Below are 13,600 nucleotides of genomic sequence, written 5' to 3' on the forward strand. Positions count from 1 at the left end.
TGGTGAAGTTAGTCCTCGATATAGAAGCCATGTACCTGCTCGGTGCTTTGCTTGGATTTCTGTTTGCGCGGCGAGAATGTGGCGCCTGACGGCGCGTCCAATGGCGTCTTCATGTTTCGCGCGGACTGCGGTTTGACGAGATAGGGCGTGATCAGGATAACGAGTTCGGTCTCATTTCGCTGGAACTTCTGTGATTTAAACAATTCCCCCAAGATGGGCAGGTCCCCAAGGACCGGCGTCTTGTCGATTTGGCGTGACTCCTGGCGCTGGAACAGGCCTGCGATCGCGAATGTCTGTCCGCTGCCGACCTCCACGGTCGTATCGGCGCGGCGCACGCGAAGAGCTGGAACACTCAACCCTGCGATCGTGACGCCGCCTGAGGATGACACCGTGCTGACCTCCGGGCGCACCTGCAGGCCGATACGGTCGTTTGGCAGCAGTGTCGGGGTGAATTGCAGTGACACGCCGAACTGCTTGTATTCGATTCCGATCTGCTCGTTGCCGGCCGGAATGGGTATCGGTATCTCGCCGCCGGCGAGGAAACTCGCCGTCTGACCGGTCACGGCGGTAATGTTGGGTTCGGCCAGGATGGTCAGGATGCCGTTGCTTTGCAACGCATCTAAAAGCACGTCGACATTGACGTTACCCACACCGAGTTTGGCGGCGATGCCGCCTGGCACCTGCCCTTGCGGGTTCCCGGAAATGATGCCGAAGGAAAAGGAGCCGTTTTCAACGAAGGCGCTCCAGCTTAACCCGAAGCGTCGCAGCTCGTCTCTGGAGACCTCGGCAAACCTGACCCGGATGTTGACCTGGTTTGAGCCGTCAAACGTCGTGTTGTTCAGGCCGGGGTTGTCTGAGGGCGAAAACGTCTCCACGACATTGCTCGCATCGAGCGCCTCGCCAACGGATCTGGTTCGCCCGGCTGCGACGAATTCCCCACCGAAGAGACTGATGCGCACCAGCGAGTCCGGTTGAAGGGCTCGCATGGCCTGCTTGGCTGCGCGCCCATTGGCAACGACATTGATGCGGACAGTGCCTCTCTCACTTTGGTCTGGGCTCAGTGCGATCAGGTTGGTTTCGCCGACCTTGGAACCATAGAGGTAGACGACGCCGGGAGAAACGACACGCACGTCGGCGATTTCCGGGTCGGCGACGAAGACCGATTCCGCCGGCTGATCAAATCGCAATACGAGGCCTTGACCCTCGATGAGATCGACCGATTGGCCGGACAATGCATCGATGGTGATGCCTTGGGCGAGCGCCGTCATCGATGCACTGAGCATCATCCAGGCAATGACAGTGACGCAGAGGCGCACCAGACATCGGTGCGCTGTTTGAACTGTAAAAGAGGCAATATGCATGTTGGACTTGGCCAATCCGGCATGAGTGCGCAGGCGCTCAGGCTGCTGATTGCGCCTCCTCTGCGGGTTGGAAATGTTGCGTATGTGGTCCTGGCTGATGCGATATCGATGCCAGGGCCTGCACTCGGAATTCGGGTGCGATCTCCTGATAGGAAAGCACCGGGAGATCGACACCGTGCCTGACGAGGAGGCTTCTGACCGAGCGCCGGATGTCCATGGACGTCAGCACGACCCGCTTGAGATCGGGATCGCTTGCTCGGTTGGCCGCGACAATCTGGTCTACGATTGGTCGGGAAACCGTCTCGGGCGTATACTGACCGGCTTGAACCGAACCTCGAACCACTTCCTCGGCCTGTCTGGTCAAGATATATGCGGCAATGACACGGTTCTCGACCGAGGTCAGGTGGCAGATTTGACGCGCAAGGGATACGCGCGCGTATTCAGCAAGCCCTTGCGCGCTTGCCACATGTGGCGCCCATTCGACGACCGCCTCGAGGATGGCCCGCAGATTGGTGATCGGGACGCGTTCCTCGACCAGTCGTCGAAGGATCTCGGACATTTTCTGTATCGAAGAGGCAGAAATTGCCTCTTTCACGAGCTCGCCTAGTTCGGCCTCGACACTCGATAGCAGGTCACGGGTCTCCTGAAACCCAAGGAACTGGGATGCGTACTGGCGCGCGCAAACATCCACCGTTTCCAGAAGAACAGCCGCTGCGGAAGAGAACCGGATGCCGGCCTCCGCCAGCTTTGACGCATGTTCCTTGCTGACCATCAAGGCCTGCCCGCCATCGATCAGGCTGATACCATGATGATAGGGCATGTTGAGAAGGTCGAGATTGACCGGGTCGCTTCTGACCCAAACAAACGTCTCCGGCAATTCGCCGTGCCGTATGGGCACGCCATCGAACTCGATACGAAACGCGCCTTCCATCCCGGCCTCCGTTCGCAAGCCGATGGGCGGAATACTGACGCCAAGATCGTCGAGAATCTGCGCGCGGATGGAATTGGTCTGCTCTTTGAACAAGGATGGCGGCAAAAGGCTTGCGCGATCGTCGGCCAGGCAAAGTTTCAACCGAGCGTTCGCGCCTTCCATCTCAATCCGTCCCGTTCTTTCCGCTGGCATGACCTCCTCAGTGTTTGTCATCAGCCCGCCTTGCTTGTTGCGGGCCAGAACCGCCAGGCCGCCAATGAGGCAAGACAAAACAATGAAGATGAGAGCGGGGAACCCGGGAACCAAGCTCAGTGCCAGCAATATCCCTGACGCCAGTGCGAGCACGCGCGGATCTGAACCGAGTTGCTGGGCGACCTCACTGCCCAGATTCTGATCCCCGTGTGAGGCGACGCGGGTAACGACAGCACCTGCGGCGACCGAGACCATGAGGGAGGGAATTTGCGCAATGAGGCCATCACCGACGGTCAACAGCGAGTAGGTGTGGGCCGCTTCCTCAAAAGCCATCCCTTGCTGCCACACACCTATGAGCAGGCCACCAATCAGATTGACCGCGATGATGATCAACCCGGCAATCGCATCACCTTTCACGAACTTCATGGCGCCGTCCATGGCGCCATAAAACTGGCTTTCCCGCTCCAGCAACTGACGTTTATGCTTGGCCTGCTCCTGGGTGATGTCGCCGTTTCGAGCTTCGTTGTCGATGCTCATCTGCTTGCCGGGAAGGGCGTCGAGTGTGAACCGTGCAGCCACTTCAGCTACGCGTTCGGAGCCCTTCGTGATGACCACGAATTGAGCGACGGTAATGATGAGGAACACCACCAGGCCAACGACGACCTGACCAGCGACGACGAATTCGCCGAACGCAGTCACGATGTCACCTGCATTGGCCTGAACAAGGATGAGGCGGGTGGTGGTGATCGACAGGGACAGCCGAAAGAGCGTCCCGAGCAAGATCACGGAAGGCAGCGTCGAGAACTGAACGGGCTCTGCGATGTACAGTGCCACCACCAGAACCAGGAGACTGAAGGTAATACTGATAGCAATAAGGATGTCGACCAGGAACGTTGGCAATGGCAGGATCATCATCAGGATCGCGGCCAAGATCAAGACGATCACCACAAGGTCGGTTCGCTTGGCGGCCACCTCAATCCATCTGTTCAATGATCCGATCCTGATCACTTCAGCACCCTGCTTTTCATATGTTCCTGGAACGTGCGGCGTGCGGATGGAATGTCTCCGTTGACCCAAAGCGCACGGCTTGTGAGAGCGTGCAGGTCTCCTGACATGCCCTCGATTTCGAAGATTTTCTGAATGGTCGCCAACGCCCTTTCTCCCTCGCCTTGTTCAATGAAAACTTCGGCGAGCGATCGCAGGACGTTTGCATCTTCTGGAGCGATTGTCGCGGCAAGCAGCAGAAGAACCATACCTTTGTCCTTGTTGCCGCCGCGCCAATGCAACATCCCGACGTTGTAAAGATAAGCGACGCTATCGCTATGCCCGCACGTCAATTGCCTGCGCCTCCGCTATTCTGCGACTGACCGCCCGGGCAGCTTCCACCTCTTCTGCCAGAATTTCCGTGGCGATGGCCGCCATCTCTGGAGCGAGGTCCAGTCCCGGCAAAAGCTCGCCGATGATGTATTCGACAAGATCCTCGACGTCCTCAGTCGCGATGCCGCGTGCCGTAAGCCGTTTCGAAGTCGCTCCCCGAACGGGCTGCGCGTTCGCCCGGTCGCGTGAAGCCGGACGCCGCATGCCAGCAATGACGGCATCGAATTCCTGCATGCCAGCTGGAGCAACGCCGCTGACCTGCTTGCCGTCAACGAGGCCTCGCTCCAATCGGTTTCGCTCATCGAGGCGGCGTAGATCGAGTGCCAAAACCGTCTCCAATCAGAACGTCAAAACGAAGTTTTCGTTGTCGCGCCTCACGGTCAACCGACCATCGCGAATGTCCGCGATGATCCACCCACCCTCAAGGGCGGCCCCGACATAAAGGCGCGTGCCGTCCGAGCCGATCGCATAGGGCCTGTCACCGAACCACACGGCCTGAAAATTGAACCTCGGCTCGGGACGCTCGGGGCTGCTGTCCACCTGACTGCTCAGGACGTAGGACGCCCCGAAACGTCCATCAAACCACTTTTGAGTATCTAGCCAATCCGACATGTGCGCCGCCGGCAATTCACCTTTCACATTGACCTGTGCGCCATCTGCGCTCACAGCCAGTCCATCGATGCCGACTTCCCGCAAGTGCCCCCTCAAGACCGCCGCGACATCAATATCTGGTCCTCGCTTTGAGGACACCGCGTTTGGAGGCTGCGCACCACGGGGTGGAATTCGATCAGGCTCGCCGACCGCGCCGTTCACATGCAGGGCCAACGCCGAGGTCGCCACAAAAGCCGCCGCAGCACAGATCCAGGCGCCTCGAAATCTGGTCAAACCAGCCGGCTCGACTTTGGCATCGCTCGCCCATGCGAGCCCGAGTTGAACATTTCCGGCTTCAAACCGAACAGGAAGAGCAACCTTGACGCGCGCACCAGCGCTGATCCTGGTCCCGGAACCCAAAAGGACCGACCCACCAGCCGCCTCGATCGACACCATCTTGCGATCGACACGCAACACAAAATGCTCTTCAGCCACATCAACGTCACTGATAAGCACATCACACATAGGCCCGCTGCCTATTCGGCAGATCGGCCCGGTCAGTTCAGCTATCGCCCCTCTGTGAATACCGTCCAACACGGACAGCAACAGAGGATGCCGCACGGTCTCGCCCATTGTCGCCACCCGATCAAAGCTAAGCTGCGGTTACGCCTTTCGGCGCAACCGCTCAAGGAAACCAGCCTTGTCTCGAATCACTTGATGTTCGAGCTGGCTACAGCCTCGGCCGTCTTGTTCTGCGTGTTGTGAATGGTCAGCTCGAAGAATTCTTTCTGCGCCTGCTGTTGGGTCTGCTTGAGCTGGTCCATGTTCGCCTGAAAATTGGCGCTGCCGGTTGTGTTGCTCATGATTCATACGCTCCTTTTTGGAATATCATCATCCAGTCTTCTGGACGTCATCTGTGTACACCACGGTGCATGTGAAGGCAACAGCTTTCGCGCAATGACTATCATCTATTGAGCATGTGATATTCAACATGCATTATGTTCGCGCTTTTGTGTTGCCAACCAATGCAAAACACATTATCTCTGTGAATATCGAAAACGAGTGAATGACGATCAATGCGTTCATTGGCGGGATATTTTTGCTTCAGTGCCGCATTGGCGACATTTGCAGGTTCAGCACAGGCCGAGCATCTGGACTGGATGAACAGAACCTATGAGTATGTGGTGATCAACCAGGATATCCGCGGTGCATTGGCGGAGTTTGGTAGAAACATGCACGTCCCGGTGTTGTGTTCAGACAGGGTCCGGGGAAGTGTTCGAGGGGACGTACGGGCAAAGACGGCGATCGAGTTCCTGGAGAGGCTCGCCGATGGAAACGGACTTGTCTGGTATTTTGACGGATCCGTGCTGCACGTCTCTTTGGCAGAGGAGTCAATCACCGAGATCGTGAATCTCGGACGCATAGACGGCACAGCGGTCATCGATGAGGTGCGGCGGTTGAATCTGATGGAGGACCGTTTCCGGCTCGAAATTGGAGCAAGCCCCTCGGCGCTTCGGATCTCTGGACCGCCTGCATTCGTTGCCGTCGTACGGCAAGTGATCAAGACAATAGAGCCTACCCCTCAGCTTGAGGGGAGCGACCCGAGGGTGCGGGTATTTCGCGGCAAACGCGATGGTGAGGTCGCTGTGACTGCCCAAACAAGACAAGGCGACGCCCGGTCGGGAGACGCCGTCACAAACAGTGTTCAACAACCGTCAAACATGGAAAATCAGGAGAAATAGAATGCCTACGCAACCGGTCGGTAACAATACCTCGCAAGTGACGCCTGCCGCGGCGGGTCCAACCAAGGACGAAAACGAGCTTTTCAACTCGGCGCTTCTTGAAGCTCTGCAGCAACCAATTCTTCAAATCATGCAATCGACGATGAGCCAGCAGCTGGAGATCCAGCAAGACTCCGTTGAAAGCTGAAAAGAGGGCACGCGCCCCCGGCTGGGACCGATTTTATGTCTGACCAACTCAGCGCTGTTCTTGTGCAGCCCATAGAGCAAATAACCCGCAACAGGGCTGCGCAAAACCTATTCGAATTCATGGCGGGAAATGTACAGAACCTTCCCGCCCATGCAGGCCCAGGATCTGTCGGACGCAAATGGGTCGATGACCTTCAAGGGTTTTTCGATCGAATGAGCAGGAAGCGTGTTACGGCGCAGTCCGCGGTCGACGATCTCGGCAGCTCCCGAACAATGGCGCAAAGTGAGACGGTGGGTTCATTTGGAGGCGAGTTGGCGAACCGGCCAGGTCGACTTCTGGCTGAAACGGATTTCAAACGTCTGCTCGCAGCGCTTCAAGCAACCCATGACGCCAATTTGGGGGTCATGCTCGTTGCTGGAACCGCCAAACGGGTCTCGGATGGGGTCCAGATGTTGGTGAAGGGCTGATTCTCCGTGCGTCACTTCGCAAAACGACCACTGAAATTCATTACTGGCGCCGCACTTTTACTCGCGGCACTGTCGTTGCAGGCGTGCAAGGGGGAATTGTATTCCAATCTTGATGAGCGGGAGGCAAATCTCATGGTCGCGACGCTGCTGGCAAGCGGGATCGATGCTGATCGAACCGTTCAAAAGAATGGCAAGCTCACTGTCAGCGTGGAAGAGGATCAGTTTGGAGCCGCGGTCTCGATATTGACGGACGCCGGCTTGCCGCAGACAGAATTCGCAACAATCGGAAGCGTTTTCAAGAAAGAGGGACTCGTCGCCTCGCCCGTTCAGGAGCGCGCACAGATGATCTATGCGCTGAGTGAGGAACTGTCACGAACGATTTCCGAGATTGACGGGGTCCTCACCGCCCGAGTGCATGTCGTGCTGCCAGACAACGATCCGCTTCAGCGATTTGCCGCGCCAGCATCGGCGTCGGTGTTCATCCGTCACGAGGCGGATTTGACGATCGACACTCTGATCCCCCAGATCAAGACCCTGGTCGCCAACGGGATCGCCGGCCTGACGTACGAAAAAGTGTCTGTGGTACCGATCGCTGTGCCGAAGACGGTACACAGCGGACTTCAGAACCTCGAACTCGCATCGGTCATGGGAGCCTGGGTTCACGTGCGAAGCGTCCATCAGGTCTATTGGCTTCTTGGCGGCTTCAGTCTCATCGCATCATTGCTCGGCGCCGGCCTGATGGTCTTGCTCCGGTCCTTTGGCGCAGGCTCGCTTCCCGGGCTACGGCGCCTGAACTCCAGTGACTGACGCCACAATGAGCAACGCGAACCCCGCAGCCGGCCGATGGGCACAGTGGACGGAAGCGCCAGCACGCTATGTGCATCCAGCCAGCCTCGCGCATTGCTTTGGCGATGCGCTCGGGATGGATGTCATCGTTCAAATGCAGGCCAATGCGAGGATCCAGGCGGATCTGAAAGCCCTGATCAAGTGCAAGCACGACCTTGCAGCTCTGCCCGATGCTCCCGTGCTCGAAGGCAAGGAAATGATGCTGGCGCTGATGTCCAGCGATGCGTTCACAAGCTTCGGCCGGACTTGCGGGGCGATCATTTGGGCGGATGTGATAGCAGCAGAGATCAGGGCATCGGCCATTGTGGAGATAAAGCAGCGGATTGGCGAGCTTGCATACACATCAGCCCTCAAAAATCGAGACTTGTCGAGCGATGCCGAGCGCGCATCGTGCGATATCGAAGCGCTCACTGAAGGCATCGAACGAGACGGAGCGACATGTTTGGCGTCGTGGATTGGTGGCCTGCCATCGTCAATCCAGGGGTGGATGAGACTTAAGCTCGCCCCGTTCCAGACAAACGTTTCTCCCCGTGGCGAGGTCACTGAAGCTCGCATGCGCGAGGTCGTGAACCGGGTTTTGGTCACCGCACCGTATGCGAAGGACGGGATATGAACCAGCTTCCTCCCTACCCGTCGCCGAAGATTATCAAATCAAAGGAAAGCCAAGCCTGGCTGGATGGTTACGCATTTTTGGAGGCCGCGCGACACGAAGCCGATTCTTTAGTGGAGGCAGCCAAGCGTGAGCGCGAAGCACATCGAAGAGACGGTTTTGACGCTGGCCGCGCCGAAGGCGAGATTGAGATTTCAAAGCTCCTGTCCGACACGACTGCGAAAGTGGATGCGTATTTGGCAAGTCTTGAGGAAGATATCGTCGATCTGGTCTTGTTGATTGTCGAGAGAGTTATTGGCCCAATGGGCGACGTTAGTCTGTCGACTGCAATGGCGCGCCAGGCCCTGCGCCATCTCCGACACGAACGAGATCTGACGATCAATGTTCCTCCGGGCGCTTGCGAAGCGATCGAGAACTTAATTCACAGCGAGTTCACCGACGCGGCATCCTATCCGATCAAGGTCGTGGCCGATCCCAACCTTGAACGTGGTCGTTGTGTCTTGACGACGCCTGCCGCGGTCGTGGACACCACGTTGAATGCGCAGCTTTCCACGATACGGGCGGCGCTAATGGCGGCGCAAGAAGCCGTTACGCCAAGTCCGGAGTGGGGCTGATGACAGCACGCCAGGTTCCTTTCATGGAGCGGTTAAATTCCGCAGCGAAAGCGATCGAACCGCTGTCTGTCAGGGGACGGATTCGCCAGATCACCGGCATTGTCGTTCATGCCGCGGTGCCACTTGCCCATATCGGTGAGCTTTGCCAGTTGCGAGACCCGGTTTCGGGACGGCAAGTCCCGGCCGAAGTCATCGGGCTTCGCGACGAGGAAGCGATCTTGACGCCGATCGGCGATCTCGAAGGCATGTCCAACAGGGCCGAAGTCATTCCGATGGGCTATGCCCTACAAATGCCAGTCGGACCGGGTCTTCTCGGACGCGTATTGAACCCCCTGGGAGAGATACTCGGCGACGACAGAGCCCTCCGCCCGAGGGACATCACAGCCTATTATCCGTGTCATGCAACGCCACCCGAGCCGCTGGATCGAGACTTGGTTGAGGTTCCCTTGCAACTGGGTATCTCGGCCATCGACGGTCTCCTGACCATTGCCCGCGGTCAGCGTGTCGGTATTTTCGGGGAACCGGGCGTCGGCAAATCGACGCTGCTTTCGAGCATTGTGCGCGGGACGCAGGCGGACATCGTCGTCATCGCGCTCATCGGCGAGCGTGGACGCGAGGTCCGCGATTTCATTGACGTGCAGATGAGCCGAGAGGCCCGTGCCCGCTCGGTGGTTGTTGTCGCGACGTCCGACAGACCGGCGATCGAGCGCGTCAAGGCGGCCCACGGCGCCACCGCAATCGCCGAATATTTCCGTGACCAGGGCAAACATGTTCTCCTGCTCATGGACAGCGTCACGCGTTTTGCCCGCGCGCAGCGTGAGATTGGGCTCGCAGCGGGAGAACCCCCTACCCGCCGGGGTTTTCCGCCCTCTCTTTTTGCCGCCCTTCCTCGGCTGCTCGAACGGGCAGGCCCGGGCCGTGGGGGTTCCATCACGGCGCTCTACACGGTGCTTACGGAGGGAGATGACGCGCTTGATCCTGTCGCAGAGGAGACCAAAGCCATTCTGGACGGCCATATCCGCCTTAGCGCTGATCTCGCACAGAGGAACCATTTTCCAGCGATCGACATCTTGCGCAGTCGAAGCCGGTTGATGGACAGCATCGTGTCGAATGAGCATCTGATCGCTGCCGGCCGCGTACGGGACCTGATGGCTCGCTACGAGGAAGTTGAATTGCTGGTGCGTGTTGGCGAATACAAAGGTGGCAACGATCCGCGCTCCGATGAAGCGATCGCCAAGCACGACACTATCCTGGCTTTCCTAAAACAGGTGGGTGACAGGACTGCGTCATTCGACGATACGGTGCGACACCTCAAGGAGCTTGCATCATGAAAATGCTGCGTCAGCTCGAACAATTGCTGGAGTTGCGCAAGCTGCGATTTGAAATCGCGGAGACGGCACTCGCGCACCAGGCAGGTCAACGCGATGACGCAGAGCGCCAGTTCGTGGTAGCCGACCGTCAAGCGGCCGAGCAGGAGAAATCCTATGTGCAATGCGAGGCTAGTTGGCTCGAAGAAATCGCCAGATCGCCAGCAAGCCATACTGCCCTGAATGCGATGATCGATACGATGACGGCGATGGCCTTTGAAACGGCGCAACTGAGGACGGTAGCAACAGAAGCCGAAGAGCGTCTGGCGTCACACGCAGAAGTCTTCGCAAGCAAGTCACAAACATTGAGGTTAAAGCGGCGTGACTGGGAGAAGTTGGGTGCGCTGACCGGCCGTCAGCAGGAGCGCGCGCGGCGGCGCCTCGAAGCGCAAGCCGAACAAGACGAGGAGGAATTCGCCGCTCGCAGACACTCCTCGGCGGGGTATTGTCCGTGAGAGGAAGATCAAAAGCGCATTCCAGTGCCGCCGATCTGGAGTGGCTTCCCGTCATTTCGGCAAGGGCAGTTGGCGCCAACAATCGCGTGTACGCGCGCAAACTCGCCTTCCACGTTGCCATCGCAGGCGAAGCTGTCGAATGCCGGCCGACCCCCGAGGTTCTGCACTGTGATCGTTGGGACGATGTTCCTCTTACGATCGGTGAGTGGACTGCCAATATCAGATTGGCACCGTCAACAGCCGAGCGGTTGTTGGATCAATATTGTGCGGGGCCACGTTCCAGTTCGTTCACAGCCCTTCAGCGCCGTATCCTTCTTGCGACGGCTTTGGAGGATGCGTTCGCGGCTTTTGAGCAAAGAGCCGGCCAGAGCGTGACGATTGAACAATCCGTGCCGGCCACAGCCGAATTCAAGCTTTCGGTCGCGCTCCTTGGACCCGATTTCAAAGGGTATGCCGAAATCTGGCTTCCCTTGGACGCTGTCCCCGCCTTGCTTCCCAGACACACAAGCACCGGCGAGGACCACGACGCCTGGGTCGACCACATCCCTTTTACCATTCGACGCTGTGCTGGCTTCCAGAGGGTTTCATGGTCAGACCTTCGTGATCTGAGACCGGGCGACACAGTGATGTGTGAGGCCGCCGAAGAGCCGCGACAATTTGCAATCATCGGCGATCAGATGATCGCTAACCTGGGTCGTGACGGCGCGTTGGTGACGCGATGGCGCGCCCTGTCAAAGTACGGGAGCCGGGACATGGAGCCTTTCAACAAGCATGCAAGCGACCAGCCAATGCAAGATGGCAGCCTGGCGGACCTGCCGGTTCGATTGACCTTCGAGGTCGGCCGCACCGAGATATCGCTTCGTGAACTCCGGCAGTTCGATCAGGGAAGCATCTTGCCCGTGGCGGCGACAATCGAAGATTGCGTCGAGATCGTCGCCAATGGCCGCCTTATCGGGCGTGGGAGCTTGCTCAAGATCGGCAGCGGGCTTGGAGTGCGGATCGTTCAACTGGTGCCCCATGTCTGACGCACAGGCCAACATTCTGCCGATCATCCTCCTTGTTTCCGTCGTCGGACTGCTGCCATTGGCCGTCGTCACGATGACGGGTTTCCTCAAGATTTCGATCGTGCTGTTTCTGATCCGAAACGCACTGGGCGTGCAGCAGTCACCGCCGAACCTTGCGCTCTACGGCATCGCACTGATTTTGACGGTGTATGTGACGACGCCGCTTGCCGGAGATATTTATCGGTTGGCCGAGGCACACACCATGGATCTGCAGACCGTTGAAGGCATCAAGGCAGCAGCGGAACTGATCGAGCCGCCCATTCGAGCTCACCTGGCACGTTTCACCGACGATAATGAGAAAATCTTCTTCATGCAGGCGACGGAGGGGGTGTGGTCGGAGGAAGCGCGCGCAAACCTCAAAAAGGACGACCTGATCGTATTGATTCCGTCCTTTGTGAGCTCTGAGCTGACGCGCGCCTTCGAAATCGGTTTTCTGCTCTACCTTCCGTTCCTCGTCATCGACCTCGTTGTGTCCAACATATTGATGGCCATGGGTATGATGATGGTCTCGCCCACGCTCATATCCATTCCTCTCAAGATCTTTCTGTTTGTCGCCGTTGACGGTTGGTCGCGGTTGATGCATGGACTGATCCTTAGCTATCGCTAGTTGTCAACATGCTTAGCCAAACCGCATTCCTCGGACAAATGCAAAGCGCGTTGCTGACCGTGCTGCTGGTGTCCGCGCCGGCCCTGATAATCGCGATCGTCGTGGGCCTGAGTGTCGGGCTGTTGCAGGCGCTGACCCAAATTCAGGATCAAACGTTGCCTCAAACGGTCAAGGTGGTGGCTGTGATGCTCGTGCTGATCGTCTTTGGCCCCGCACTCGCTCTCAACATAACCAGCCTGGCGGGCGGGATCTTGGACGCCTTTCCCGCTATGACACGGTGATCGGATGTCCGAACTGGCTTTTCTCTCGCAGCACCTGCTCGCTACGATTGCGAACACGGCGCTTGTCATGTCAAGGGCCTTGGGAGTTGTGCTGGTGATGCCGTTTTTTGTTCGCCTCGGCCTTACCGGAGTGCTGCGATTTGGCGTCGCACTCGCATTCTGCATGCCGGTCATGCCGACACTGAACGCGAATGTCGCGGCCGATATGGCATCGGTCATGGTCGCCGTTCTCACCATCAAGGAATTGGCGCTTGGCATTGTCATCGGTGTCGTCCTTGGTGTGCCCTTTTGGGCCGCCGAAATCGCCGGCGACCTCATCGATCTGCAGCGCGGATCGACCGCAGCCCAGCTCGTGGATCCGTCTTCTGTTACCGAATCCAGTATAACGGCCACGTTCTTCACACTTGCAACGATGCTCGTATTTGTAAGCTCGGGCGGACTGACGATGCTGCTGGAGAGTTTTTACAAGAGTTACGCCATTTGGCCCATCATGGCGTTTTCGCCTTTGTTGGCCGAGCACTCTGGCGTGATGTTACTGGCGACGCTGGACCGGATTTTGGAAGTGGCGATCCTGTTGATCGCTCCACTGGTGCTGGCGCTGCTCGTCGCCGACATAATGCTGGCATTCCTATCGAGAATTGCACCGCAGCTGCATGTCTTTGATCTATCGATGTCGGTCAAGAATCTGCTTTTTTCCCTGCTGATCGTCCTTTACTCGGCATTTCTTCTGCCGATGATCCAGGCTGAAGTCCTCAGCCTCTCTGATACAACGGACTGGCTGGAGCGATTGACCGCCTCATCCGGCGACCCGAGGTGAAACACACAGTGCCATGAGGTGTCCGGAAGAAAGCGGTCTAGTGGAACGTGCAAAGCAAGACCGACGTCCCGTTTGAAGTCGACAAGAACGA

18 protein-coding genes are annotated in these 13,600 nt (G+C 57.9%); 12 read left to right on the forward strand and 6 right to left on the reverse strand.

All coding sequences use genetic code 11. The annotated features are described in order from the left end of the window. Positions 1-8 precede the first annotated feature (8 nt). From IB262_RS33150 to IB262_RS33175, 6 genes are all read right to left on the reverse strand, one after another. A complete protein-coding gene (locus tag IB262_RS33150) occupies positions 9-1,361 on the reverse strand; it encodes a type II and III secretion system protein family protein (RefSeq protein WP_192494432.1) in 1,353 nt (450 codons plus the stop codon). 37 nt (positions 1,362-1,398) lie between these two features. Continuing rightward, positions 1,399-3,474: a type III secretion system export apparatus subunit SctV gene (gene sctV, locus IB262_RS33155; RefSeq protein WP_246802808.1), complete on the reverse strand. Its 2,076-nt coding sequence runs from the start codon at positions 3,472-3,474 to the stop codon at positions 1,399-1,401. A 14-nt stretch (positions 3,475-3,488) separates the two neighbouring features. Then, entirely contained in the window at positions 3,489-3,737 is a 249-nt protein-coding gene (locus IB262_RS33160; protein ID WP_192494434.1) for a type III secretion protein, read from the reverse strand. 67 nt (positions 3,738-3,804) lie between these two features. After that, positions 3,805-4,188: a hypothetical protein gene (locus tag IB262_RS33165; RefSeq protein WP_192494435.1), complete on the reverse strand. Its 384-nt coding sequence runs from the start codon at positions 4,186-4,188 to the stop codon at positions 3,805-3,807. Between the two features lie 12 nt (positions 4,189-4,200). Beyond that, on the reverse strand, positions 4,201-5,085 hold the full coding sequence (locus IB262_RS33170) for an FHA domain-containing protein (protein ID WP_192494436.1): 885 nt from the start codon (positions 5,083-5,085) through the stop codon (positions 4,201-4,203). Positions 5,086-5,162: 77 nt separating this feature from the next. After that, positions 5,163-5,315, reverse strand: a complete 153-nt coding sequence (locus IB262_RS33175) for a hypothetical protein (RefSeq protein WP_192494437.1) — start codon at positions 5,313-5,315, stop codon at positions 5,163-5,165. A 213-nt stretch (positions 5,316-5,528) separates the two neighbouring features. Here IB262_RS33175 and IB262_RS33180 point away from each other — a divergent pair, with 213 nt between their 5' ends. Genes IB262_RS33180 through sctT form a run of 12 tightly spaced genes read left to right on the forward strand, consistent with a single transcriptional unit; the run spans position 5,529 to position 13,509 of the window. Beyond that, positions 5,529-6,194 carry a type III secretion protein gene (locus IB262_RS33180; protein WP_192494438.1) on the forward strand — a complete coding sequence of 222 codons (666 nt, stop codon included), beginning with the start codon at positions 5,529-5,531 and terminating at the stop codon, positions 6,192-6,194. Position 6,195: 1 nt separating this feature from the next. Continuing rightward, a complete protein-coding gene (locus IB262_RS33185; RefSeq protein WP_192494439.1) occupies positions 6,196-6,381 on the forward strand; it encodes a hypothetical protein in 186 nt (61 codons plus the stop codon). Positions 6,382-6,416: 35 nt separating this feature from the next. Then, entirely contained in the window at positions 6,417-6,848 is a 432-nt protein-coding gene (locus IB262_RS33190) for a hypothetical protein (protein ID WP_192494440.1), read from the forward strand. Between the two features lie 6 nt (positions 6,849-6,854). Next, on the forward strand, positions 6,855-7,655 hold the full coding sequence (gene sctJ / locus IB262_RS33195) for a type III secretion inner membrane ring lipoprotein SctJ (RefSeq protein WP_192494441.1): 801 nt from the start codon (positions 6,855-6,857) through the stop codon (positions 7,653-7,655). Positions 7,656-7,662: 7 nt separating this feature from the next. Then, the gene (locus tag IB262_RS33200) at positions 7,663-8,307 is read left to right on the forward strand and encodes a hypothetical protein (protein ID WP_192494442.1); all 645 of its coding nucleotides are present in this window, start codon (positions 7,663-7,665) and stop codon (positions 8,305-8,307) included. Next, positions 8,304-8,918, forward strand: a complete 615-nt coding sequence (locus IB262_RS33205) for a FliH/SctL family protein (protein WP_192494443.1) — start codon at positions 8,304-8,306, stop codon at positions 8,916-8,918. The genes IB262_RS33200 and IB262_RS33205 overlap by 4 nt, the downstream gene beginning before the upstream one ends. A gap of 23 nt (positions 8,919-8,941) precedes the next feature. After that, complete coding sequence (locus IB262_RS33210) at positions 8,942-10,249, forward strand: FliI/YscN family ATPase (RefSeq protein WP_192494463.1); 1,308 nt, start codon at positions 8,942-8,944, stop codon at positions 10,247-10,249. Next, positions 10,246-10,740, forward strand: a complete 495-nt coding sequence (locus tag IB262_RS33215) for a hypothetical protein (RefSeq protein WP_192494444.1) — start codon at positions 10,246-10,248, stop codon at positions 10,738-10,740. The genes IB262_RS33210 and IB262_RS33215 overlap by 4 nt, the downstream gene beginning before the upstream one ends. Then, the gene (gene sctQ, locus IB262_RS33220; RefSeq protein ID WP_192494445.1) at positions 10,737-11,765 is read left to right on the forward strand and encodes a type III secretion system cytoplasmic ring protein SctQ; all 1,029 of its coding nucleotides are present in this window, start codon (positions 10,737-10,739) and stop codon (positions 11,763-11,765) included. The genes IB262_RS33215 and sctQ overlap by 4 nt, the downstream gene beginning before the upstream one ends. Continuing rightward, on the forward strand, positions 11,758-12,411 hold the full coding sequence (gene sctR, locus IB262_RS33225) for a type III secretion system export apparatus subunit SctR (RefSeq protein ID WP_192494446.1): 654 nt from the start codon (positions 11,758-11,760) through the stop codon (positions 12,409-12,411). The genes sctQ and sctR overlap by 8 nt, the downstream gene beginning before the upstream one ends. 8 nt (positions 12,412-12,419) lie before the next feature. Further along, positions 12,420-12,692, forward strand: coding sequence for a flagellar biosynthetic protein FliQ (locus IB262_RS33230; RefSeq protein WP_210337812.1), 273 nt, complete (start codon positions 12,420-12,422; stop codon positions 12,690-12,692). A gap of 4 nt (positions 12,693-12,696) precedes the next feature. Further along, positions 12,697-13,509, forward strand: a complete 813-nt coding sequence (gene sctT, locus IB262_RS33235) for a type III secretion system export apparatus subunit SctT (RefSeq protein ID WP_192494447.1) — start codon at positions 12,697-12,699, stop codon at positions 13,507-13,509. Positions 13,510-13,600: the final 91 nt, after the last annotated feature.

The sequence above is a fragment of the Ensifer sp. ENS02 genome (genome assembly GCF_014851885.1).
In the GTDB taxonomy this organism is placed as follows: domain Bacteria; phylum Pseudomonadota; class Alphaproteobacteria; order Rhizobiales; family Rhizobiaceae; genus Ensifer; species Ensifer adhaerens.

Coding starts and splice junctions, on each gene's coding strand:
- IB262_RS33150 (WP_192494432.1), bottom strand. CDS start 1,361: ATGCATATTGCCTCTTTTACAGTTCAAACAGCGCACCGATGTCTGGTG.
- IB262_RS33160 (WP_192494434.1), bottom strand. CDS start 3,737: ATGGTTCTTCTGCTGCTTGCCGCGACAATCGCTCCAGAAGATGCAAAC.
- IB262_RS33170 (WP_192494436.1), bottom strand. CDS start 5,085: ATGGGCGAGACCGTGCGGCATCCTCTGTTGCTGTCCGTGTTGGACGGT.
- IB262_RS33175 (WP_192494437.1), bottom strand. CDS start 5,315: ATGAGCAACACAACCGGCAGCGCCAATTTTCAGGCGAACATGGACCAG.
- IB262_RS33180 (WP_192494438.1), top strand. CDS start 5,529: ATGCGTTCATTGGCGGGATATTTTTGCTTCAGTGCCGCATTGGCGACA.
- IB262_RS33185 (WP_192494439.1), top strand. CDS start 6,196: ATGCCTACGCAACCGGTCGGTAACAATACCTCGCAAGTGACGCCTGCC.
- IB262_RS33190 (WP_192494440.1), top strand. CDS start 6,417: ATGTCTGACCAACTCAGCGCTGTTCTTGTGCAGCCCATAGAGCAAATA.
- IB262_RS33200 (WP_192494442.1), top strand. CDS start 7,663: ATGAGCAACGCGAACCCCGCAGCCGGCCGATGGGCACAGTGGACGGAA.
- IB262_RS33205 (WP_192494443.1), top strand. CDS start 8,304: ATGAACCAGCTTCCTCCCTACCCGTCGCCGAAGATTATCAAATCAAAG.
- IB262_RS33210 (WP_192494463.1), top strand. CDS start 8,942: ATGGAGCGGTTAAATTCCGCAGCGAAAGCGATCGAACCGCTGTCTGTC.
- IB262_RS33215 (WP_192494444.1), top strand. CDS start 10,246: ATGAAAATGCTGCGTCAGCTCGAACAATTGCTGGAGTTGCGCAAGCTG.
- sctR (WP_192494446.1), top strand. CDS start 11,758: ATGTCTGACGCACAGGCCAACATTCTGCCGATCATCCTCCTTGTTTCC.
- IB262_RS33230 (WP_210337812.1), top strand. CDS start 12,420: ATGCTTAGCCAAACCGCATTCCTCGGACAAATGCAAAGCGCGTTGCTG.
- sctT (WP_192494447.1), top strand. CDS start 12,697: ATGTCCGAACTGGCTTTTCTCTCGCAGCACCTGCTCGCTACGATTGCG.